Raw genomic sequence first — 23,508 nt, forward strand, 5'->3', positions numbered from 1 at the left:
AAGAGATCAAAAGGTCCGGATCTCTGATTTAACCTGGCGCTGATTTTGGGAAGAGATCATGATGTTCTTATGATGCGAAGTCCGGAATAAAGAAATAAGACTAACAGTATGAAATTTAAATAATATATTTTTAGATTGTTTTTTATACTAAAATATATACCACATTGGAATTTATCTAAAATAAAGCATAAATATTTAATCCACAAGTTATCATCTATGATAAAATATATCTTACTAAGTATACCTTATTACAACTTATGGGTATTATTGCACTAGCCCAAAAACGATGTAATCTTAACATATTCATTAAAATATCATTACTAGTAACATTCTGATATATCAATCCACCAACACTAGGAGTTAAAAAAATGCTATCAGAAAATAAAAAAAATAATGCAGCCGCAAATAATAATTTCTACAAAATTATAAATTGGAATATACATGTTAAGCTCTTTAGGCTTTACTTTAAAAATATCTGTGAGCAAGCTAAAAAAGATGGATTTTTTGAAGCTCTTTATGTTTCACAAGATGATAATAATAGACAAATACAATTATTCTCAGGACAACATCCAATAAGAACACACACAAAAACTCATAATACCCCTAGTCAAAAAATAAACATAGAACATGGGGCTGCTTTAGTTCTATCACAATCAGATCTTGGTGATGTAGCAATTATACTCTATCCTTATACTTCTGAGAATTTAACTCGTATCCAACCAAATATTATTTGGAGTATATATTCAGATCCAACCAAGATTACAGATTCAGTCCTTAAAGCTGCAACTCAAGATTTCTTTCGTTATATTCGAGTATCTAGTGCTATTTTTTCAGAAAGTAAACTAGACCAATATCGTATACAATACTTAGAGCTAAAGAGTAAAAAATACACAGAAAACAAAAGCCTAGCTAAATTCATATATTCTGATTGGTTATGGAAATTGCTTGGCGGAATTAGCTCAATTATAACCATATATGCAATATTTAAGTAATCCTTACCGGTTACATATAAAAAATTACACTTTTTATTTCTAATTAATTTTAAATTTCTGTACATGCGGCTGTTTCAAAATAGTAGCTTCTAACAGATTCAATATGAAATATTGGTCTCAATTACTCGCACCACACAAAATAATCGCACACTTTTTCAGTCATTACCCACAGTGCCTTATTCAATTTGATATCGCCATCAATACCATTCACCGAGCGAATACAATCTCGCTTATATTTTTATCTGATAGTCTGTAAATATACCAATTTTAGCTCCACACATTTTTTATATTCCGTTATTTACAGCCAACAACCGGTATTTTTCTGGCATCAGATTATTCAGAGATACTTACAAAAGCGATATTAATTAATCTAAATTATTAAATATAATCTACACTTGTCACTAAAATTTATAATGTGATAATACATCCTCATCCATCATCAATAAATTGAAAGTCAACCACCTCCCCTTAACCTTCTATTTGACAATTTTTCTCTAATTTCCTTTATCTTACTTAGGTCAGCCTCAGTAATACCTTTAAAATATTTTGAAAATAATCTACGATCATTTTTTTCTAAAATCTCATTAATATCAACTCTATTTATAAATAAATTATTTAATTCATGCAGGTCATCGATACTATAATCTGAATAAGGGATTGGCAATGATTTAAACTCATTTGGAGTTAACTCTAAAACACCTCCACCATAATATCGCCCATATATTTCTGCCATAATCATAGTTATCGAATTATAAAAAGATCCAACTAAATTCGAAACAATAACATTATTATTAGGATAGACATAATAAGCGCTATCAGTTGCAGTTAAATTAGCATCATTCTTGATTAGCTTAGGAAATAAATGAGACCTTTTAAAAAAAAGTATAGGTGCTGGTGATTTTATATTATTAATATTAAACCAGATATCTCTTTTCAACATTTTATATCTAGTATGAAGATTTAAATTTTCTCCTTCAGAGATATACTCACATAGTTTCTTATAACCCTTGACATTAACACCATTTAAATTTAATAAATAACAAGGTGTACCTTCCAAAGAAACTTTGTCAAATAAATCTTTATCTATAATTATTCCTTTTTTAAGAATAGAAGATTTTTGGATTATAGGTAATGTATTATTATCTGGCAATAAAAATCTATCTTTCTCTACTTTATTAATAATAAAAAATTGATTAGCTGCCGTTACAACCCCTGGTTTTGACGTACATAATTCTGATAAAACTGGTAATCTATCAATTAATTTATTTATAAGACTAATTTCATCTTTATTTAATAAGTAACTAGTCCACTTTAGATTTAAATCAGGTTTGTAATTTAAGAATAACTCTTTTTTTATATATGGATTTTTTGAGTCAAGTATATTATAGAAAAAAAGCCCTTTCTCTTTATTTGTTTTCTTTTCCCCCCAAAAAACAATCGTATCTTGCCCTTTACAAGAATCAAAAACTAAATCTTTAAAAGTAAAAATCTCTATCCTATCAAACTCTTTAAGTAAAATATCCCTCAAGTTACTAGCATATTTCACTTGCATTAACTCTGCTGGCAATACAAATAGCATCATACCATCATCATTTAATAATTTAATACCAGATAAAATAAAAGATGGCCATATGTTTTTTGCCGAAACATTATTTATATTAAAACTCGCATTAATTTCAGATATTTTATCTAACTGAGGCTGATTTAATAGAGTTCTTTTTATATATGGAGGATTACCTATAATTAAATCAAATTTTTCATTTGTTACTTCTTGATAATTTAAAAAATCATCATTAATTATATCAATTGAAATATTTTTAAAAACATTAATATCATTTAACTTACATAATTCATTTTTATTAATGTCAACTGCAACTATTTTTTCTATTTTATTTTTAAAATTATCAAATTTAAAAAGTGATTTAATGAATTGACCATCACCAACACTTGGTTCTAGTATTCTTATATTTCTTTTAGTTATTTTTTTTTCTATATAAATACAAAAAAAATCAGAAATTACACCTGGCGTATAGAAAGAACCTGTTTTTTTGGAATTCATACTCAAAGCTCAATTTGTAAATATTTATAATACTTATGGTATAACTTATCTAATTCTGCTATTAATATCAAGATATCTTTGTCCACATGTTCATACCCACCTAAGCTCTCACATAATTCATGTAGTTTTTGCTTTTGATTAAATAATTTTTCTAGAATAAAAATTATTCCATATCTTTTCAAATAGAGAGAAAGTGATGAATATAACATAACTGATTCATTATTTTCAATATTCGGTTTTATATTACCGTAACTATCTCTATAAAAAATAAGATTCCAATCTATTAAACACGGATCAGGAATAATCATCTCTATATTGGATTTTTTTATATTCACATATGAACACACATATGCCAAATTAGTATAATCATTTATTAACTTAGGATACTTACTCTTTGGTTTAATATGATCTATGTGAAAACAACGTTTCCCACCAAAAAAATAATCTGGGCTATCCGTATATGCACATCTATAGTTAAAATCTGAAGCTATTTGAGATTTATATCTTCGATAGTCAGAGTATACAGCGGTGCATGTTCTATGTGGTGAACGCTCTCGAAACAAATATTTTTCATGAGTCACTTTATTTTACCTTACTTAATATTTCATCGGTCTTTTTTATTAAACTCATCAATAGTTCTATATTTTTATCATCCTTTAACATTACTGGTGTTTTACTTTTCATATTAGATGAACTCTCGAGTTTATCATCCAAATAAATAATTCTTTCCTCTTCCATAGCTGTTATTAATTCACCACTGTCTTTTTTATTTATAAGAGCGATAAGCTCATCTTCCCATTCCTTAATTTGGTTCCTGTACTTATTGATTTGTATCTCCATTTTTTTTATGATTGATAGGTCATAACCTTCTGGTTCTGTCATACTCATTGACTTGGGAAATACAATATTTACATCTTTGGTATAATCATCACTAATACCATCTGAAACTAATGCAGTATTAAGATATACCGGAAACTTTGGCTTAACTTTAAGAAATTCTTCAATTAATTTCGCACCTGTATATGGTACAGGATAATTAACATCTTCTTTAATAGCATTTAATTGCCAGTCACAAACTAATATGTCAGGTAAATTTGATAATATTTCATCAATAGTTTCCTCAATGCTATTTTTAGGAAATATGCAGCATACAGAAATTTCTTTTGTTCTTATAAGGTCTTTTAACCTTGATTTAAATTGACGATGTTGCTCTACTTCTTCATCTACATAAATAATGTTCATTGTTGTTTACCACTGTTTGATTTTCTCATTGGAAGTTCGAAACGAATACCAAAACCAGACTCACCTATATTTTTTAAAATGATAGATTTTCCTGCATATTCCTCAACGGTTTTTTTTATGATCCACATACCTAACCCTGTACCAACTATGTTTCCATATTCATCTTTTTTTGTGGTTACTTGTGGCTCAAATATATCATTTTGTTCATCTATTGCAGAAGATATTCCCGGACCTGTATCTTGATATGTTATTTGTAATATAGATGAAAATTCTTCAGCAGAAATAGTTATCCTTCTAACTAAGTTTTGATTTGGTAAGTCAAATGCCTCTATTGTATTTGTAAATAGATTTATAAATATACTATCAAAGTCTACCTCAAACGCTCTTATACTAAGATATTCTGGTATATTTATTATTAATTCAATACCCCTAGCATCAAGTGTAGTTTTCCAGTTTTTATATAATCGATCAAAGTAATCTACAATTGATAATTCCTTTCTCTTTCTTTTATCTTTTTTGATAAACTCTAACGAAAAACCAAGCCATGTAAATATTTTATCATTATCTTTTTTTAATTGCTGAATAGTTATATATGGATTAAAAATATCATCATCAAAATTTTGATTTTCATCAATAAATTCAGAAATATTCTCTTTTATATCATCAGCGTATTCAGCCAACCGCCCTCTTATTTTTTCAACATCATGGCTCAATGCTGCTGATACAATACCGCTACTAGCCATTGCTCTTAGCATTTTTTGCTCATCTTTTAATTGTTCTATTTCTTCTGTCTGATACTCAACTAGATTTGCCAAAATTGTAACATCTTTATTTTCTTCGTCTGACTGAGTCTCTTTAGCTTTTTCACTTTTATTTTTGTTTACTTCTTCTGCTAGCTTCCTAGCTTTTTCTAGATCCCTTTTAGGGCCATTAATTTCATTATCAAAATTTCTAAATTCTGAAGCGATAAAAGCTCTATCTTTTTCTAAAATAGATATTATTTCTATTAATAGATTTTGAAATATCATAAAACTTTCGCTTTCTTGTAACCCTTCCCGGCTAGATTTATCATCAAAATCAGGGTTTGTTAGCCTAGATATTTTAACAATACCTGATATATTATCAGGTTCTATTCTATACCCGCCCCCAGGTTTAGATATCCCCGCAGGACTCGCGGCTTTTCTTCTGCCGAGGCCTAGCCAATCATACGCAGGGCCAGCTATTTCACCATATGGCCTAACTCTAAATCCATCTCGGTAGATCTTTATCCCGCTAAAACTATCTAGCCACTCTTTACGTGCACTACTATTTATTTTTTTATTATAAAAAACATCTTTTAAGTCATTTGATACAGTTTTCTTTAAATAGTATAAAATAAACTCAAAATTCCCTAATTTCTTAATTAATTCATTGTCAACCCGGTCACCTAGCTCTTTTTGAACATCAATAACTTTTGTATATTTCTTTTCTAAAAAAACATTTTTATTATAGTATTTGGAATTCTTCAACTTAGGTCTATTGAAAAATGAATCTGGAATAATTTCAATATCATACTCCTCTCTATAAACTGTAACATTGACTTTTCCAAAATCATCACCCTCTGCAACTATTTTATAATCAAAATCTTCACAATAACTAGTTAAAACCTCACCAAAGTTATTGGTATTCAGTGCAGGTAATATATGAATACTAAAATCATTTATCTCTGCTGGAGGAACTAAAACGGCTAGTTTATTAAATAGTCCTTTTACAAATTTATCATTCCAGTTATCGTGCAAACCAGTTACTTTAATAATAGTACCATTTCTAAGGTAGTCCCTATTATTTATCCAAGCATATTTAGTTGATGTTAACTTTTCAATTTCGCCTAATATTTTATTTATATTTTTCCTAGACGACTGATTCCCATGTAAATAATCCAACCCATCATTTAAATTATCTAAATTTAAACTTTCTAAAGTTGCTTTAATTTGATCTATTGTTGCATTAGGATTTTCAAATTGAGACCAATCAACTGACCAATGCACTGCGCTACCTTTATTTTTTTTATCTATACTTATTAGGTCACATTTTTTACCTAGTTTATCTAATGCAAAACGTCCAATACCTTTAGCTCCTGATTTGACTCTTTTTTTATCCGATGTTATTGCTATATTTTTTTTATTTGCAGTGCCAATGGTCATCCAATTTTCACGAATTGTTTCTGCTGACATACCAGAACCATTATCAATAATATAAAGCGCTGATAAAGGTTTCAGCTCACTAATAAATCTTTGTTCTACTTCTTTCATTGAATTATCATATAAAGGCTTTTCACCTTTATAAATATATCCAGCATCACTATATTTATATAAATTTTCTATAACTTTAAAAAATTCTTGACTACATATTTTTTTTATTGAATTATAATCATCCAATAAGATTATTTCGGGGAGTGTTGTAAACTTGTTATCTATAAGGATAATAGAAAAATCGGAATCAGCATCATAACTATTTTTGACCAATTCTATTATTGCGCCCTCAGAGTTAGCGATGTTTTCCCTTCCAATTAAAATCGCAGCTCGAGCAGAGACATTAAACTGTAAAGCATCCATAACTCCCCCTTATCAAAAATTGATTAAACTTAAATTATATATCTATGTAAATGTATTTCAATGATTTATTTATAGTTTAGTTCAAAATTATTTACCTCATACCTCTTCTGTTTAACTATCTATCAATAATTAACATTTTATGATATGTGCTGTTATGGACACTATACATTAAGCAATTTTTCTTGCCATTTAAAGTTTATCTATTGATCTAACAAGCTAAACTTGTTGGATTTAGTGGCTCTAGATAAAACTAGCTTATTACCGAAAAATCAAAAGGTGAAACTCTCTGTACTCTATTCGCATCCAGATAATCCGCCCACCACTGCACCATCAGTCTCCTTTCCTCAATATGTTCAGCTCTATGAATATAAGCTGCTCTTACTGAATTGCGTTCTTGGTGGCTCATCTGCCTTTCTACTGCATCCTTAGACCACAACCCTGACTCAATCAACGAACTACACGCCATTGTTCTGAAACCATGCCCACACACTTCCGTCTTAGTATCATAGCCCATCACACGTAATGCGTTATTCACTGTGTTTTCACTCATTGGTTTTCTTGGATTATGATCACCAATAAAGATCAGTTCGTGGTTGCCGCTGAATTGATAAATCTGTTTTAAGATCTCAATGGCTTGTCTACTTAAAGGGACTAAATGTGTAGTACGCATTTTTGATCCGCGGTGTGAATATTTAACCCCTTCTATCGCTTCTCGTTCAGCGGGGCGCGTCCACATGGCATTTTCAAAATCGATTTCATCCCAACGAGCAAAATGCAGCTCACTGGAACGAATGAAAACTAACAAGGTGAGTTTGACTCCAAGTTTCCAGATCGCGCCAGCGCCGCCGTCTGAGCATCTGCTGTGACCATTCCCGCGCCATTTTCTCAAAGGTATTCAGCGCGTCCTCTTCGGCTTCCTTTTCCGCGATACGTTTCTGCTTCGGGTGAACACCGTCCAGTATCATCAGACGGGCTTCATCGCGTTTCTCACGGGCGCGTGACAGCGACACCAGCGGATACCCGCCGAAGGCAATCCGGCTCTGTTTGCCGTCAAATACGAAATTAAAATATCAGCGCTTTGTACCGGCCGGATTCACCTGAAGATACAGACCATATTCGTCGGTCAGTTTGTACATCTTTTTACCGGGTTTTGCGTTCCTTGCTGCTATGTCGCTTAATGCCATAAGTCCGGATCACTCCTTTGTCGAATTGGTTTATCGCATCGTGGCTTTTACGTATTTCAGAGACAACAAAGAAGTCTATTTGCGAAATCAAACATTTATTGTGCGGATGACAGAGAGGCGCAGAACAGCGTGGACAACCGAAAACAATGCAGGATAAATAAACCGGCTTCATAGTGGGTTAATACAGCCTGTAAGGTGAAATTTAATGCATTGTTTTTATTTGAAAAAATAAAAGTGATGCTTTTTTACCGGGATATATCGATACCGTTATTTATTCCATGAACGTATTTTCATTATTTATTGATAGTGAATCTATTAATGCGCGCCCTTTTCAGCCCTGAAACTGACCGCTTTTTCCGGGTCAAAATGTAAATCGAAGCGAATTGACCCTGAAATTGACTTTTTTGCCCCGGTAGCGCCCGGACGGCGACGGCGTAACAGGAATGCGTTACATGAACCCGTAATAAAAAATTAAAATGTTATTTTACAGTAAGTTACAAACGAAAAATGCAGAGAAAAACAGCCGGATAGTGAATTTCAGGCACAAAAAAAGCCACCTTACGGTAGCTTGATTTCACTTAAGAATGCCGAAGGCCGGAATCGAACCGGCACGCCCGTGGGCGGTTGATTTTGAATCAACTGCGTCTACCAATTCCGCCACTCCGGCACAGAAGTGTGTTCTGGAAAACGTCGTTATTATACTTGCGGCACTCTGTGGTGCAACAACTATCACTGAGGCGGTTTGCTGAGTGGTTAAAAAGACGGCGTTTCAGCAGGATACGGGGTTTGTGCGGCGGCGGGCGCTTTCTGCTTTATTTCCGCACTGAATAATAATATTTTTTTATTTGCCGCGATTGTGCCCCGGATGAATAGACATCAATACAATTGCTTATATAATCCTCTCCGGTTCCCGATAAATGTGAGGTGGGTATGGGCTTTGCCGGATGGGTTGCGACAGGTATTTTTATTGGTATCGTCATTGGTATCCTGTTACGTATCTTCAAAAAATAACTGACTTACAGTGTCATATCCCTGTGTCTGCATGGAAGGCTGTTGAATTATCATGAGTAAATTACACCGTCATATTGTGCGCCTGATGCCGTTATCGCTGCTGGCTATCGCGCTGTCCGCCTGTTCTTCGCAGCCGGAGAAACACAGTACAGCGTCTGCCGAACGTCCGCCGCTTGACTGGTCTATTGTTGAAAGCAATCCGGAAGCACTGAAGCTGGCACCGCAGCTGGTCGATGAGATCGGTGAGAAGATTTTCTCCGAAACCGATGCCCGCGGTATGTTTATGGTGGTGATTGATAATAATGAAGTTTTTCACCGCAGCTACGGCGAGACCCGTCCCGGAAATGGTATTAAGCCACGGACGGATTCGCTGATCCGCATTGCGTCCGTCAGTAAGCTGATGACCAGCGAGGTGATGGTGAAGATGGCGGATGACGGCCTGGTCAATCTCAATGATCCGCTGCAGAAATACAGTTATAAACAGTCCTCCGTGCCGTCCTATAACGGCAAGCCGATCCGCCTGTTCCACCTGGCAAGTCATACCAGTATCCTGCCGCGTGAGCAGCCCGGCGGGAAATGGGGCCGTCCGGTGTTTACCTGGCCGAGCCGCGATCAGCGCTGGACCTGGCTGAAAACCGCCAAACTGACGGCTCAGCCGGGAACGGAAGCTGCGTATTCCAACCTGGCCTATGATTTACTGGCAGATGCCCTGGAAAAAGCCGGAAATCGTCCGTATACCGAGTTGTTCCGCCACTATGTGACACAACCGGCGGGTATGAAAGATACGACCTATAATCCGTCTGCCGCGCAGTGTAAGCGGCTGATGGTCGGGTTTAAACCGAGTGATTGTTACAGCACGCTGGCGGCTATCGGCAGCGGCGGGGTGTATTCCACCCCGGCGGATATGCAGAAGTGGATGCAGCGCTTCCTCTCTTCCGGCAATACACAGCGCAAAGCGACAGCCACCAAAGAGCAGACCATCTATTTTAAACGTGGTCATCTGAATGAAATTAAAGGGATGGACGTTGCCGGTGAGGCTGACGGTCTGGGTCTCGGCTGGGTGTATCTGGCGCCGGTCGGGGATATTCCGGCGATTTATCAGAAAACCGGCGGCGGCGGCGGATTTAATACCTATATGGCGATGATACCGGAGAAAAATATCGGTGTATTCGTGGTGATGACCCGCAAAGACGGCAGTAAATTCAGTCCGTTACCAAATGGTGTCAATGACCTGGTCCGCTCCCTGGCAGATCTGCATACCCGTAATTACCTGTGATACAAAAGAGCATGCCCGCATCAGGCGCGGGCATGTTCTGTATATGCAGTGACTGTTTCCTTACCCCTTCACACACACCACCTGACGCAGTGTATGCACAATTTCCACCAGTGATGACTGTGCGGTCATCACCGCATCGATATCTTTGTACGCCATCGGGATCTCGTCGATCACATCGCTGTCTTTACGGCACTCCACATGAGCAGTAGCGCGCTGCTGGTCTGCCACTGAGAAGCGTTTTTTCGCTTCGGTACGGCTCATCACACGACCTGCACCATGGCTGCATGAGCAGAAGCTTTCTTCGTTTCCGCGTCCGCGCACAATGTAGCTTTTCGCGCCCATAGAGCCCGGGATGATCCCCATCTGCCCTTTTTGTGCCGATACCGCCCCTTTTCGTGTTACCAGAACTTCCTCACCAAAATGCTGTTCTTTCTGCACATAGTTATGGTGGCAGTTTACGGCTTCCTGTTGTGTGGTGAACGGTTTGGTGATTTCACGGGACAGGGCTTCCAGCACGCGGTGCATCATCACTTCGCGGTTATGACGGGCAAAATCCTGCGCCCAGCCGACCGCTTCCATATAATCGTTAAAATGCACGCTTCCCTCTTCGAAATACGCCAGATCGCGATCCGGCAGATTGGCAATGTGCGTCTGCATATCTTTTTGTGCCAGCGAGATAAACAGGTTGCCGATAGCATTACCGACACCGCGTGACCCGCTGTGCAGCATCACCCAGACAAAATCTGTCTCATCCAGGCACAGTTCGATAAAGTGGTTCCCGGTTCCCAGCGTTCCCAGATGTTTGTAGTTGTTGGTATTACGCAGTTTCGGGTATTTATCGCAGATACGGCGGAACTGCTCATCCAGCTGCATCCAGTGGTTATCAACAATATCCGGGACATTTTTCCAGGTTCCCTTATCCCGTCCGTGACGTTCAGTAGTTCGTCCGTGCGGTACCGCGGCCTCAATGGCAAAGCGGATATTTTGCAGGCTATCCGGCAGGTCGGACGCGGTCAGTGAGGTTTTCACCGCGATCATTCCGCAGCCGATATCCACCCCGACAGCGGCCGGGATAATCGCGCCTTTGGTCGGAATAACACTGCCGATAGTCGATCCCTTACCGACATGCACATCCGGCATTACCGCCAGGTGTTTAAAAATAAAAGGCATTTTTGCCGTATTCTGCAATTGCAGCACCGCTTTCGGATCCACCGGTACACCGTTTGTCCACAATTTTACCGGCGCACTGTTTTCCTGAATCAGTTCATTAAAATCACGATTTATCATTTTTACATTCCTTTCGTTTGGTACCGGTAGTATTGCGATAAGTGTGCCAGTTTTGTTTAATCAGAAAATATTTATTTATCTTTATGATATTTAACGAATAATTTATTGACTCTATTTTGGGGATAACATCCCGCCCTGAAATCCCGTATGCTGACTTTATCTTTTAATATCGTCTTTTATCCGGAAAGATAAATCATGTCATCCGCAAAGAAAAACGTTGTGATTGGTGTTCTCGGCACGGTACTTGACCGGCGCGGCAAGAAAGCCAACCGCTGGCATAAATGGCGGCCGAGTATCGGGCTGTGTCAGCAGCCGGATCTGCATATTGACCGCTTTGAGCTGGTTTATCAGCCGGGTGATATGCAGACCGCAGGCCGGGTAAAAGAGGATATAGAGCAGGCCTCCCCGCAGACTGAAGTGATGCTGCGCGAGGTGGATATTGCCGACCCGTGGGATTTTGAGCAGGTATATACCGCATTGCTGGACTTTGCCACTCACTACCCGTTTGATACTGAAAATGAAGAGTATCTGGTGCATATCACTACCGGCACCCATGTGGTACAGATTTGCTGGTTCCTGCTGACCGAAGCCAGCTATCTGCCCGCGCGCCTTATCCAGACTGCACCGCGCCATGACGCACGGGATAAAGATCCTGCCGGGGTGTATACCATTATTGACCTCGATCTCAGCCGCTATACACAGATCACCGGACGCTTTCAGAAAGAGCAGCAGGCACAGGTCGCGTTTCTGAAGTCCGGTATTGCCACGCGCAATGCCGGGTTTAATACCATGATCGATAAAATCGAGCGTGTTGCTCTGCGCTCCGCCGCCCCTGTTCTGCTGACCGGGCCGACAGGTGCCGGAAAATCATTCCTGGCACGGCGGATTTATGAACTGCGCCGCAGCCGCCATCAGGTAAAAGGGCGTTTTGTGGAGGTGAACTGCGCCACACTGCGCGGCGATAATGCCATGTCCGCCCTGTTCGGCCATGAGAAAGGGGCATTCACCGGAGCAATTCAGGCGCGCGGCGGACTGCTGAAAGAGGCAGACGGCGGGATCCTGTTTCTGGATGAGATTGCCGAGCTGGGCGCCGACGAACAGGCAATGCTGCTGAAAGCCATTGAGGAAAAACGATTTTTCCCTTACGGCTCGGATCATAAAACAGAGAGTGATTTTTCCCTGATCGCCGGCACACACCGCAATCTGGCACAGCGGGTCAGCGAAGGGCTGTTCCGTGAGGATTTATACGCCCGCATCAATATGTGGACCTTTGCACTGCCGGGACTGGCACAGCGGCGCGAGGATATTGAGCCGAACGTAGATTATGAGCTGGCGAAATACAGCCGCGATCAGCAGACCCGTGTCCGGTTTGATACCGACGCCAGGCAGCACTACCTCGCCTTTGCCTGCTCACCACCGGCTTTGTGGCGCGGTAACTTCCGTGAACTGAGTGCCTCTGTCACGCGGATGGCAACCTTTGCAGAGAATGGGCGGATCACCACCGCACTGGTGGAGGAAGAAACCGAACGGCTGAAAAATCAGTGGCACAGCACGGAAACAGCGGTGACGTTGCCTGCCGGGGTGGGTGAAATTGATTTATTTGATCGTCAGCAGCTGGAAACTGTAATTGCCGTCTGCCGCCGTTCACAGACACTTTCTGATGCCGGACGCACACTGTTTGCCGTTTCCCGTCAGCAGAAGAAACAACCCAATGATGCTGACCGGCTGCGGAAGTATCTGGCCCGTTTTAATCTCAGTTGGGAACAGATTACCGGCCGCTGAAATGACAGAGCCGGTCAGTATGCACTGACCGGCTCCGGATACCGGTATCCGTAACGGCTTACTTACGTTTGATCAGCATATATAAACTGATTGCCAGGAACAGCAGGCTCGGCAGCAGTGCACCCAGCAACGGCGGGAACTTGTAGGTCAGGCTGAGAGAGCCGAAAATCTCATTGGAAACGTAGAACACGAATCCGCAGGCAATCCCCGTCACAACCCGCACACCCATCGCTACCGAACGCAGCGGCCCGAAAATAAACGACAGCGCCATCAGCATCATAACTGCCACAGAAAGCGGTGCGAACACCTTTTTCCACAGGTTCAGCTGATAACGTCCCGCGTCCTGTCCGCTCTGCTGTAAATAATCAACATACTGATACAGGCCGCTGATCGACAATGCTTCCGGGTCCAGTGCAGCCACACTCAGTTTTTCCGGGGTCATCTGCGTCTGCCAGGTCATCGACAGTTTCTGCTCACCGGCAATCACATAGGTATCCTGCAGAATGGACTCCTGCACCTGACTCAGTGTCCAGGTATCGGAATCAGAATTGTAGTCCGCCGCCGCCGCACTGAGGATAGATTTCAGCTTGTGGTCGTCGTTCATCCGGTACAGCGTGATGCCCTTAAGCTGGGTTTCGCTGTCAACGCGCTGGATATAGATAAAGTCACTGCCGTCTTTGGCCCACATCCCGCGGTTGGTTGCCAGCAGAGACGCGCCGCTTGTTTTCTGTGCACGGTAGTTACGTGCCCACTGCTCACCGGACGGCGCGAGCCATTCACCGACAATCATGGTCAGGATCACCAGCGGGATAGCGGTTTTCATCACCGAACCCGCCACCTGGAGGCGGCTGTAACCGGAAGCCTGCATCACCACCAGCTCACTGCGGGTCGCCAGTGCGCCCAGTCCCATCAGTGCCCCGAGCAGTGCTGCCATCGGGAAGAAAATCTGAATATCCTTCGGGATACTCATGATGGTATACAGCCCGGCATCCCAGGTGGAGTATTCCCCCTGGCCGACTCTGCGCAGCTGATCGACAAATTTGATAATCCCGGATAATGACACCAGCATAAACAGGGTCATCATGATGGATTGCAGAATCGTCCGCCCGATGTAGCGGTCAAGAACAAGTACTTTAAACATCAGGCAACCCCCTGAACACGGGCAGAGCCAAAGCGCAGACGGCGGACGGCTGTGGTATTCCACAGATTCAGCACCACCGCGAGAGCCAGATAACTGAGATTAACCACCCACGGCCAGACCATCGGATCCAGCTTGCCCTTCTCGCCGCTTGAACGCAGCGAGCTTTGCAGCAGGAAGAAAATCAGATACAGCAGCATCGCCGGCAGCATACTCAGTACGCGCCCCTGACGCGGGTTTACCTCGGAGAGCGGTACTACCATCAGCGCCATCACCACCACGGAGAAAATCAGCGTCAGACGCCAGTGGAATTCCGCACGGGCTGCTTTGTCTGTCTCTTTCCATAGTTCAGACAAGGTCATCTGCTGGTAGTTACTGTCACCGGTTTTTGCATCACGGTGATCAACAATCGCCTGATAATCGGTAAAATCTGTGATCCGGAAATCACGCAGATACGCGGTTCCCTCATAACGGGTGCCTTTATCCAGCACCACCACCTGATTACCGTTCTCTTTTTCGGTCATATGACCGCCGTCCGCCACCACAATGGACGGACGCTGTTCGTTTCTCGCCCAGAGCTGGGCAATAAAGACATTAGTGAACTTATTACCGTCAACATCCCCGAGATAGAGCACCATACTGCCGTCATCAGAGACTTTAAACTGCCCGCCGACCATCGCGGTCACACCAGGGTTAGCTCTGACTTCCTCCAGTACCTTTTCCTGATACTGGGATGACCACGGCATCAGCCAGACTACATTGACAGCCGCCACGATGGCGGTAAAGAACGCCAGGATCATAGCGGCTTTCACCAGCACATTATTACCCAGACCACAGGCATGCATCACGGTGATTTCGCTTTCGGTATAGAGTTTGCTGTAGGTCATCAGCAGCCCGAGGAAGAGGCTCAGCGGCAGTATGAGCTGCGCCATCTCCGGGATACCCAGCCCCAGCAGTGACACGACGAGTCCGGCCGGGATGCTGCCTTCAACGGCGGCACCCAGGACTTCAACCAGTTTTTGACAAAAGAAGATAAGCAACAGGATAAACAGAATCGCAATCTGTGCTTTTAATGTTTCTCTTACCAGATATCTAATAATGATCACGCTTAATACGCCTGTGAAAACTTGTGTTTTTGCATGAAAATAGCTAACTTCGTTCTGTGTTGACTATTTGTGTGCATTATTTTGCCGGCCTGAGGATGATTCCGGTATCAGACTACGCTTTTTCCTTCCTGTCAGGAAAGAAACGGAATTTTCATGAGATTCAGGACTCATAAAGTGCGCACACAGCTTATCATAAACTGTTTATAATCGATGGTGCAGATTAGTGCGAACGCTACATTTTAGCGGCAGCAGTTGTCTTTGTCTTTAAGATTCAGGAGAGCGCATGGAGTTTAGTGTAAAAAGCGGCAGCCCGGAAAAGCAGCGCAGTGCTTGTATTGTGGTCGGGGTTTTCGAACCGCGTCGTCTGTCTCCTGTGGTGGAGCAGCTCGATAAAATCAGCGACGGCTACATCAGTGCTCTGCTGCGCCGCGGCGAGCTGGAGGGCAAGGTCGGGCAGTCACTGCTTCTGCACCATGTCCCGAATGTCCTGTCCGAGCGTATCCTGTTAATCGGCTGCGGGAAAGAACGTGAACTGGATGAACGCCAGTACAAACAGATTATCCGGACGACCATCAATACCCTGAATGAAACCGGATCAATGGAAGCCGTCTGTTTTCTGACCGAGTTACATGTCAAAGGCCGCAATAACTACTGGAAAGTCCGGCAGGCGGTTGAAACAGCCAAAGAATCTCTCTATGTCTTTGATCAGCTGAAAAGTAACAAAACCGAATTACGCCGTCCGCTGCGCAAGCTGGTCTTCAATGTACCGACCCGCCGCGAACTGCCGACCGGTGAGAAAGCGATCAGCCACGGTCTGGCGATTGCCGCCGGTATCAAAGCCGCGAAAGATCTGGCCAATATGCCGCCGAACATCTGTAATGCCGCTTATCTGGCATCTCAGGCACGTCAGCTGGCAGACAGCAACTCTCCGGTGCTCAGTACCCGTGTCATCGGCGAAGAGCAGATGAAAGAGCTGGGCATGCTGGCGTATCTGGCCGTCGGCCAGGGATCACGTAATGAATCCCTGATGTCGGTGATTGAATATAAAGGTAATCCGGATCCGGAAGCGCGTCCGATCGTGTTAGTCGGCAAAGGCCTGACCTTTGACTCCGGCGGTATTTCCATCAAACCGGCTGACAGCATGGATGAGATGAAATACGACATGTGCGGCGCGGCAACCGTTTACGGCGTGATGCGCGTGGTGGCGGAGCTGGGTTTACCGCTCAATGTGATCGGGATTCTCGCGGGCTGTGAAAACATGCCGGGCGGCAATGCCTATCGTCCGGGGGATATCCTCACCACCATGTCCGGCCAGACGGTGGAAGTGCTCAATACCGATGCGGAAGGCCGCCTGGTACTGTGTGACACCCTGACCTACGCCGAACGTTTTGATCCGGAAACGGTGATTGATATCGCCACACTGACCGGCGCCTGCATGGTTGCACTCGGTAACCACTTCAGCGGCCTGATGGCAAACCACAATCCGCTGGCGCACGAGTTACTGAATGCCTCTGAACAGGCGGGTGACCGTGCATGGCGTCTGCCGCTGGCAGAAGAGTTCTACGAGCAGATCGAGTCCAATTTTGCGGATCTGGCAAACACCGGCGGCCGTCTCGGCGGCGCTATCACCGCGGGCTGCTTCCTGTCCCGTTTTGCCACCCGTTATAACTGGGCGCATCTGGATATCGCCGGAACCGCATGGCGCTCCGGAAAAAACAAAGGTGCGACAGGTCGTCCGGTTGCACTGCTGTCACAATTCCTGTTAAATCGTGCGGGTATCAGCACCGACGACTGACCGGAATTGCCGGGCCTTTGCGGCCCGGAAAAAGCATAAAGGTAACGGGGGATTGTGCTATCCTGAGCAATCCCCTTTTCTGCTATCAGAGATATTATGAAAAACGCCACCTTCTACCTGATGGAACAGCCATCCCCTTTTGATGACCTTGAGGCCCACGAGTGGCTGACCTGTCATCTGGCGGGTGAAGCCTGGCGCAGCGGGAAACGGGTGCTTATCGCCTGTGAGTCACAACAGCAGGCGGAGAAACTGGACGAAGCCCTCTGGGCGCGGGAGCCCGATGCCTTTGTTCCGCATAATCTGGCCGGAGAAGGCCCGCGTTACGGCGCACCGGTTGAACTGTGCTGGCCGCAGAAACGCGGAAATTCCCCGCGTGATTTGCTGATAGCCCTGCTGCCGCAGTTCACAGATTTTGCGACAACCTTCCGTGAAGTGATAGACTTTGTGCCTATCGATGAACACTTAAAACAGTTGGCGCGCGAGCGATATAAAATCTATCGCAGCGTCGGCTTTACGATGACCATGGCCACGCCGCCAGCTTACTGATAAACAAAGATTAAAAATGGAAAAGACAACCGACAACCAACAGGCCTGCGAGCCGTCCCTGGATAAAACCTATAATCCAACGGAAATCGAAGGTCCTCTTTATACCCACTGGGAAAAAAGCGGCTATTTCAAACCGAACGGCAGAACAGACAAAGAAAGCTTCTGTATCGTGATCCCGCCGCCGAACGTCACCGGTAACCTGCATATGGGCCATGCTTTCCAGCAGACCATTATGGATACCATGATCCGCTACCAGCGCATGCAGGGCAAAAACACCCTGTGGCAGTCAGGGACTGACCACGCCGGTATCGCGACACAGATGGTTGTTGAGCGCAAAATCGCCGCAGAAGAAGGCAAAACCCGCCACGATTACGGCCGCGAAGGCTTTATCGATAAAATCTGGGAATGGAAAGCGGAATCCGGCGGTAATATCTCCAACCAGATGCGCCGTCTGGGTAACTCCGTGGACTGGGAGCGCGAGCGCTTCACCATGGACGACGGCCTGTCAGCTGCGGTAAAAGAGGCGTTTGTCCGCCTGTATAAAGATAACCTGATTTACCGTGGTAAACGTCTGGTGAACTGGGATCCGAAACTGCACACCGCAATTTCTGACCTGGAAGTGGAAAACCGTGATGTCAAAGGTTTCATGTGGCATATCCGTTATCCGCTGGCGGACGGCGCGAAAACCGCAGACGGTAAAGATTACCTGGTGGTCGCCACCACGCGTCCGGAAACCATGCTCGGTGATACCGGCGTGGCCGTTAACCCGGAAGATCCGCGTTACAAAGATCTGATCGGCAAAGAAATCATTCTGCCGATCGTCAACCGCCGCATTCCGATCCTCGGTGATGAACACGCTGATATGGAAAAAGGCACCGGTTGTGTGAAAATCACCCCGGCACATGACTTCAATGACTATGAAGTCGGTAAACGCCACCAGCTGACCATGATTAACATCATGGACTTCGACGGCAACATCCGTACCGAAGCCGAAGTGTTTGATACCAACGGCGAAGTGACTGACGCCTGCAGCAGTGAAATCCCGGCCGCATACCGTGGCATGGAGCGTTTCGCTGCCCGTAAAGCGATCGTCAAAGAGTTCGAAGAGCTCGGCCTGCTGGAAGAGATCAAACCGCACGACCTGACCGTACCTTACGGCGATCGCGGCGGCGTGGTTATCGAACCGATGCTGACCGACCAGTGGTATGTGCGCACTGCCCCGCTGGCAAAAGAAGCCATCAAAGCGGTGGAAGACGGCGATATTCAGTTCGTACCGAAGCAGTACGAAAACATGTACTTCTCCTGGATGCGTGATATTCAGGACTGGTGTATCTCCCGTCAGCTGTGGTGGGGTCACCGTATCCCGGCCTGGTATGACAATCAGGGTAACGTGTATGTCGGCCGCGACGAAGACGAAGTCCGCCGTGAAAACAATATCCCGGCGATGGTTGAACTGCGCCAGGACGAAGACGTGCTGGATACCTGGTTCTCCTCCGGTCTGTGGACATTCTCCACCCTGGGCTGGCCGGAAAACACCCCGGAACTGAAAGCATTCCACCCGACCAGCGTGCTGGTCAGCGGCTTCGACATCATTTTCTTCTGGATCGCCCGCATGATCATGATGACCATGCATTTCATCAAAGATGAAAACGGTAAATCGCAGATCCCGTTCAAAACCATCTACATGACGGGTCTGATCCGTGATGAGGAAGGTCAGAAGATGTCGAAATCCAAAGGGAACGTCATTGACCCGCTGGATATGATCGACGGTATCTCTCTGCCTGAACTGCTGGAAAAACGCACCGGTAACATGATGCAGCCGCAGATGGCGGAAAAAATCGCCAAACGGACTGAAAAACAGTTCCCGGAAGGGATTGAAGCCCACGGTACCGATGCCCTGCGCTTTACCCTGGCGGCGCTGGCCTCTACCGGCCGTGACATCAACTGGGATATGAAACGTCTGTCCGGTTACCGCAACTTCTGTAACAAGCTGTGGAATGCCAGCCGTTTCGTGCTGATGAATACCGAAGAGAAAGACTGCGGTCAGAACGGCGGTGAGATGGAATTCTCCCTAGCCGACCGCTGGATACTCGCGGAATACAACAATACCGTGAAAGCATACCGCGAAGCGCTGGATACCTACCGCTTTGATATTGCGTCTAATATTCTGTATGAATTCACCTGGAACCAGTTCTGTGACTGGTATCTTGAGCTGTCCAAACCGGCCGTTCATAAAGGTACCGATGCACAGAAACGTGCAGCGCGTCATACCCTGATCACCGTACTGGAATCCCTGCTGCGTCTCGCACACCCGATTATTCCGTTTATCACGGAAACTATCTGGCAGCGCGTGAAAGTCGTCACCGGCGCGGAAGGCGATACCATCATGCTGCAGCCGTTCCCGGAATATGATGCCTCTCTGAACGACGAGCAGGCACTGCGTGACCTGGAGTGGATCAAAGAGACAATCGTTGCGGTACGTAATATTCGTGCTGAAATGAATATCGCACCAAGCAAGCCGCTGGAAGTGATGCTGCGCGGGGCAAGTGCTGATGCACAGCGCCGTGTCGCGGAAAACAGCAACTTCCTGAAAGCGATGGCGCGTCTGGAATCCGTCCGTGTGATGGCTGAAGGCGAAACTGCACCGGTTTGCGTGACCAAGCTGGTGGAAGGCGCAGAAATCCTGATCCCGATGGCTGATCTTATCAATAAAGACGACGAACTGGCGCGTCTGGATAAAGAGCTGGAAAAAACGGAGAAAGAGATCGCGGCTATCGAAGGCAAACTGGCGAATGACGGCTTTGTCAGCCGTGCGCCGGAAGCTGTTGTAGCCAAAGAGCGCGAGCGTCTTGCGGCAAACCGTGAAGCGAAAGAAAAACTGATTGCTCAGAAAGCCACGATCGCAGCACTGTGATCCTGACGGAATGAGTAGCAAAACCAGCCTCCGGGCTGGTTTTTTTTATCCCCCATTCTGCGTATTTACTTTGCGTGATAATTATTTATTATCTTATTTATCGTTTCATACGATATCCACAGTAATCGCCCCTCAGGTTTATTCCCCCGGCTTTACTTTTCACAATAAAAATAATGAGATAATGATATCCATGACAAGCAGCACAACAGAAAACTACACCCTCCGTCTGATCCGTCCGGAAGATAACCCCGGCATCGCACAGGTTATCCGTGAGGTCTCTGCCGAACACGGCCTGACCGCAGACAAAGGTTTTGCGGTCGCTGACCCGATTCTTGATTCATTATATGAGGTTTACAGCCAGCCGCGTGCCGCATACTGGGTCATTGAGATGGATGGGGAAATCCTCGGCGGTGGCGGCGTTTCCGGCCTTGCCGGTGGTGACGGGAAAACCGCTGAATTACAGAAAATGTATATCTCCTCCCGCCTGCGCGGCAAAGGTCTGGCGAAAAAAATCGCCCTCCAGGCATTGGAATTTGCCGAAGCGGAAGGTTACAGCCAGTGCTACCTGGAAACCACCGCTGACCTGCAGGCCGCCATTAAGCTGTATGAAAAACTCGGGTTTATCTTCCTTGATGCCCCGATGGGTGACACCGGCCACAGCGACTGTGAAGTCCGGATGCTGAAAGTCTTTACTGCCTGATCCCCTGACATACAGACACAAAAAAACCTGCCGCGGCAGGTTTTTCAGTCATGGCAGATGATTAGTGTAACGGCGCCTCATCAGCATCGTCATCATCTTCATCTTCGGCATCCGGGTCTTCGAAATAGGTGCCCCAGCCGTCGTAATCCACATCCATTTTTTCTGCCAGACGCGCCAGCTGCTCTACCTGAGCATCGATATGTTCCGCCGTCAGCCCGCATTCACTGATGATATCGCAACATAACACCACCTGGCCGCCTTCCACTTCCAGCTCCTCGGCATCTGTCACTTCATAACCCAGTTTGAAAGCTTCAACTGCCGCTTTTTCCAGCTTGTCGTAATTCTCACTCGAAAAATGGTGTTCAATGGTGTATTGCGCATCAGGATCGCTGCCGTCTTCCAGCAGTTCTGCAATAATCGCACGGGTTTCTTCGCGCTGTTCTTCTAAAAACGCATCTAATTCTGACATGGCCATGTCCTCTGATAAGTGATACCCGCGCATTCTCCCACAGCCGCGCCAATTGAGCCACCCATAATAAAAAAGAATTTCCCGCCGGTGTTGCAATTGAATTTTTATTGATTTATGTTGAATATAAATTCATCGGAGATACGGATATGAACCCATTTTATCAACAGTCATTTTTGCGGTTGCTTGACTATAAACCTGCCGACATCGAAGAACTGCTCAATCTTTCTGCTTATCTGAAACATGCCAAAAAAACCGGCTCGGAAAAGCCGCTGATGAAAGGCAAAAATATTGCGCTGATTTTTGAAAAAGACTCCACCCGGACCCGCTGTGCCTTTGAAGTGGGTGCTTACGATCAGGGCGCACAGGTGACATACCTGGGCTCATCCGGCAGCCAGATAGGCCATAAAGAGTCGATCAAGGATACCGCCAGAGTACTGGGCCGGATGTATGACGGCATACAGTTTCGCGGCTATTCCCAGAAATCCGCCGAAGCGCTGGCGCAATATTCCGGTGTTCCGGTCTGGAACGGGCTGACTGATGAGTTTCATCCGACACAGCTGATTGCGGATTTACTGACCATTCAGGAACATGTGAAAAAACCGCTGTCCGAAGTGAAATTTGCATATTTAGGCGATGCCCGTAATAACATGGGCAATACCATCGCTGAAATGGCTGCCGTAACCGGGATGGATGTCCGCCTGGTCGCGCCGGCCGGGTGTCAGCCATCAGAAGCCCTTATCGCGCAGTGCCGCAAAGCCGCTGAACTTACCGGCGGTAAAATCACCCTGACCGCCGATGTGGCAGAGGGCGTGAAAGATGCGGATGTGCTGTACACCGATGTGTGGGTCTCCATGGGCGAAGCGAAAGAAGTCTGGGCAGAGCGGATTAAACTGCTGACGCCGTATCAGGTGAATCAGGATGTGGTGGATAAAACGGGCAATCCGGATGTTATCTTTATGCACTGCCTGCCGGCGTTTCACGATACGGAAACCACCATGGGGCAATCCCTCGCGGAAGAGTATGGTTTTACCAATGGTATTGAAGTCACCAATGATGTGTTTGAATCAAAACACAGTGTGGTATTTGACCAGGCAGAAAACCGGCTGCATTCCATCAAAGCAGTGATGGTTGCATCTCTTTCAAAAAACATACAATTTTAGATTCACCGGCAGCGTTGCATAAATTTCACGCAAAAAAGTGATACCAAACGCTTGCGTCCGCTTGCAGGTTACGTATAATGCCCCGCAATTTTGTCGGGAGGAAACAATGGTCATTGTGATTATCAGCACCGTAAAACCGGTGCCGGACAATGTGACATATCACGGACAGCCGCAGCGCGGCAATGTCTGCCATTCCCCCGTATTTATTTCAGAACCCCTCATTTGAGGGGTTTTTTTTTGCCTGGCCGAAACA

General features: G+C 44.8%; 16 protein-coding genes, 1 tRNA gene and 1 pseudogene. 8 read left to right on the forward strand and 10 right to left on the reverse strand.

Features of this window, described 5'->3' with window-relative positions:
* The first annotated feature begins 368 nt into the window (after positions 1 to 368).
* Complete coding sequence (locus tag X965_RS11570) at positions 369 to 992, forward strand: hypothetical protein (RefSeq protein WP_036418162.1); 624 nt, start codon at positions 369 to 371, stop codon at positions 990 to 992.
* A 454-nt stretch (positions 993 to 1,446) separates the two neighbouring features.
* Here the strand turns inward: X965_RS11570 and X965_RS11575 are convergent, their stop codons facing one another.
* The 6 genes and pseudogenes from X965_RS11575 to X965_RS11600 form a co-directional block, all read right to left on the reverse strand.
* Positions 1,447 to 3,051: an Eco57I restriction-modification methylase domain-containing protein gene (locus X965_RS11575; protein WP_036418164.1), complete on the reverse strand. Its 1,605-nt coding sequence runs from the start codon at positions 3,049 to 3,051 to the stop codon at positions 1,447 to 1,449.
* Positions 3,052 to 3,053: 2 nt separating this feature from the next.
* Positions 3,054 to 3,632 (reverse strand): HNH endonuclease, encoded by a 579-nt coding sequence (locus tag X965_RS19325; protein WP_152902687.1) that lies wholly within the window; start codon positions 3,630 to 3,632, stop codon positions 3,054 to 3,056.
* Between the two features lies 1 nt (position 3,633).
* The gene (locus X965_RS11585) at positions 3,634 to 4,293 is read right to left on the reverse strand and encodes a hypothetical protein (protein WP_036418168.1); all 660 of its coding nucleotides are present in this window, start codon (positions 4,291 to 4,293) and stop codon (positions 3,634 to 3,636) included.
* Entirely contained in the window at positions 4,290 to 6,887 is a 2,598-nt protein-coding gene (locus X965_RS11590; RefSeq protein ID WP_036418170.1) for an ATP-binding protein, read from the reverse strand. Before X965_RS11590 ends, X965_RS11585 begins: the two co-directional genes overlap by 4 nt.
* A 250-nt stretch (positions 6,888 to 7,137) precedes the next feature.
* Positions 7,138 to 8,071, reverse strand: a pseudogene (locus X965_RS11595) (tyrosine-type recombinase/integrase).
* A gap of 585 nt (positions 8,072 to 8,656) precedes the next feature.
* Positions 8,657 to 8,738 (reverse strand) — tRNA-Leu (locus X965_RS11600).
* 396 nt (positions 8,739 to 9,134) lie between these two features.
* Here X965_RS11600 and ampH point away from each other — a divergent pair.
* Positions 9,135 to 10,358 (forward strand): D-alanyl-D-alanine-carboxypeptidase/endopeptidase AmpH, encoded by a 1,224-nt coding sequence (gene ampH / locus X965_RS11605; RefSeq protein ID WP_024474288.1) that lies wholly within the window; start codon positions 9,135 to 9,137, stop codon positions 10,356 to 10,358.
* Positions 10,359 to 10,418: 60 nt separating this feature from the next.
* On the opposite strand, the gene X965_RS11610 is transcribed toward ampH, so the two are convergent.
* Positions 10,419 to 11,645 carry an RtcB family protein gene (locus tag X965_RS11610; protein ID WP_036413148.1) on the reverse strand — a complete coding sequence of 409 codons (1,227 nt, stop codon included), beginning with the start codon at positions 11,643 to 11,645 and terminating at the stop codon, positions 10,419 to 10,421.
* A 195-nt stretch (positions 11,646 to 11,840) separates the two neighbouring features.
* Between X965_RS11610 and rtcR the strand changes: the two genes are divergently transcribed.
* Positions 11,841 to 13,427, forward strand: coding sequence for an RNA repair transcriptional activator RtcR (gene rtcR, locus X965_RS11615; protein WP_036418172.1), 1,587 nt, complete (start codon positions 11,841 to 11,843; stop codon positions 13,425 to 13,427).
* A 58-nt stretch (positions 13,428 to 13,485) separates the two neighbouring features.
* Here the strand turns inward: rtcR and lptG are convergent, their stop codons facing one another.
* Together lptG and lptF are read right to left on the reverse strand one after the other, a co-directional pair.
* A complete protein-coding gene (gene lptG, locus X965_RS11620; protein WP_004234617.1) occupies positions 13,486 to 14,568 on the reverse strand; it encodes an LPS export ABC transporter permease LptG in 1,083 nt (360 codons plus the stop codon).
* Positions 14,568 to 15,671, reverse strand: coding sequence for an LPS export ABC transporter permease LptF (gene lptF, locus X965_RS11625; RefSeq protein ID WP_015422306.1), 1,104 nt, complete (start codon positions 15,669 to 15,671; stop codon positions 14,568 to 14,570). Before lptF ends, lptG begins: the two co-directional genes overlap by 1 nt.
* A gap of 283 nt (positions 15,672 to 15,954) precedes the next feature.
* Here lptF and pepA point away from each other — a divergent pair, with 283 nt between their 5' ends.
* The 4 genes from pepA to X965_RS11645 all read left to right on the forward strand — a co-directional run bounded on the left by pepA (position 15,955) and on the right by X965_RS11645 (position 21,626).
* Positions 15,955 to 17,466 carry a leucyl aminopeptidase gene (gene pepA / locus X965_RS11630; RefSeq protein ID WP_004234614.1) on the forward strand — a complete coding sequence of 504 codons (1,512 nt, stop codon included), beginning with the start codon at positions 15,955 to 15,957 and terminating at the stop codon, positions 17,464 to 17,466.
* A 96-nt stretch (positions 17,467 to 17,562) separates the two neighbouring features.
* On the forward strand, positions 17,563 to 18,012 hold the full coding sequence (locus X965_RS11635) for a DNA polymerase III subunit chi (protein WP_004234612.1): 450 nt from the start codon (positions 17,563 to 17,565) through the stop codon (positions 18,010 to 18,012).
* A gap of 58 nt (positions 18,013 to 18,070) precedes the next feature.
* The gene (locus X965_RS11640) at positions 18,071 to 20,926 is read left to right on the forward strand and encodes a valine--tRNA ligase (RefSeq protein WP_151908749.1); all 2,856 of its coding nucleotides are present in this window, start codon (positions 18,071 to 18,073) and stop codon (positions 20,924 to 20,926) included.
* Positions 20,927 to 21,116: 190 nt separating this feature from the next.
* Positions 21,117 to 21,626 carry a GNAT family N-acetyltransferase gene (locus X965_RS11645; protein WP_032098185.1) on the forward strand — a complete coding sequence of 170 codons (510 nt, stop codon included), beginning with the start codon at positions 21,117 to 21,119 and terminating at the stop codon, positions 21,624 to 21,626.
* Positions 21,627 to 21,687: 61 nt separating this feature from the next.
* Here the strand turns inward: X965_RS11645 and rraB are convergent, their stop codons facing one another.
* Positions 21,688 to 22,101, reverse strand: a complete 414-nt coding sequence (gene rraB, locus X965_RS11650) for a ribonuclease E inhibitor RraB (protein ID WP_004234609.1) — start codon at positions 22,099 to 22,101, stop codon at positions 21,688 to 21,690.
* 140 nt (positions 22,102 to 22,241) lie between these two features.
* Between rraB and argF the strand changes: the two genes are divergently transcribed.
* Positions 22,242 to 23,255, forward strand: coding sequence for an ornithine carbamoyltransferase (gene argF, locus X965_RS11655; protein WP_036418225.1), 1,014 nt, complete (start codon positions 22,242 to 22,244; stop codon positions 23,253 to 23,255).
* Positions 23,256 to 23,508: the final 253 nt, after the last annotated feature.

Source organism: Morganella sp. EGD-HP17, from assembly GCF_000512315.2.
GTDB lineage: Bacteria > Pseudomonadota > Gammaproteobacteria > Enterobacterales > Enterobacteriaceae > Morganella > Morganella morganii.

Coding starts and splice junctions, on each gene's coding strand:
- X965_RS11645 (WP_032098185.1), top strand. CDS start 21,117: ATGACAAGCAGCACAACAGAAAACTACACCCTCCGTCTGATCCGTCCG.
- rtcR (WP_036418172.1), top strand. CDS start 11,841: ATGTCATCCGCAAAGAAAAACGTTGTGATTGGTGTTCTCGGCACGGTA.
- rraB (WP_004234609.1), bottom strand. CDS start 22,101: ATGGCCATGTCAGAATTAGATGCGTTTTTAGAAGAACAGCGCGAAGAA.
- X965_RS11610 (WP_036413148.1), bottom strand. CDS start 11,645: ATGATAAATCGTGATTTTAATGAACTGATTCAGGAAAACAGTGCGCCG.
- argF (WP_036418225.1), top strand. CDS start 22,242: ATGAACCCATTTTATCAACAGTCATTTTTGCGGTTGCTTGACTATAAA.
- pepA (WP_004234614.1), top strand. CDS start 15,955: ATGGAGTTTAGTGTAAAAAGCGGCAGCCCGGAAAAGCAGCGCAGTGCT.
- lptG (WP_004234617.1), bottom strand. CDS start 14,568: ATGTTTAAAGTACTTGTTCTTGACCGCTACATCGGGCGGACGATTCTG.
- X965_RS11570 (WP_036418162.1), top strand. CDS start 369: ATGCTATCAGAAAATAAAAAAAATAATGCAGCCGCAAATAATAATTTC.
- X965_RS11590 (WP_036418170.1), bottom strand. CDS start 6,887: ATGGATGCTTTACAGTTTAATGTCTCTGCTCGAGCTGCGATTTTAATT.
- X965_RS11635 (WP_004234612.1), top strand. CDS start 17,563: ATGAAAAACGCCACCTTCTACCTGATGGAACAGCCATCCCCTTTTGAT.
- X965_RS11575 (WP_036418164.1), bottom strand. CDS start 3,051: ATGAATTCCAAAAAAACAGGTTCTTTCTATACGCCAGGTGTAATTTCT.
- X965_RS11585 (WP_036418168.1), bottom strand. CDS start 4,293: ATGAACATTATTTATGTAGATGAAGAAGTAGAGCAACATCGTCAATTT.
- ampH (WP_024474288.1), top strand. CDS start 9,135: ATGAGTAAATTACACCGTCATATTGTGCGCCTGATGCCGTTATCGCTG.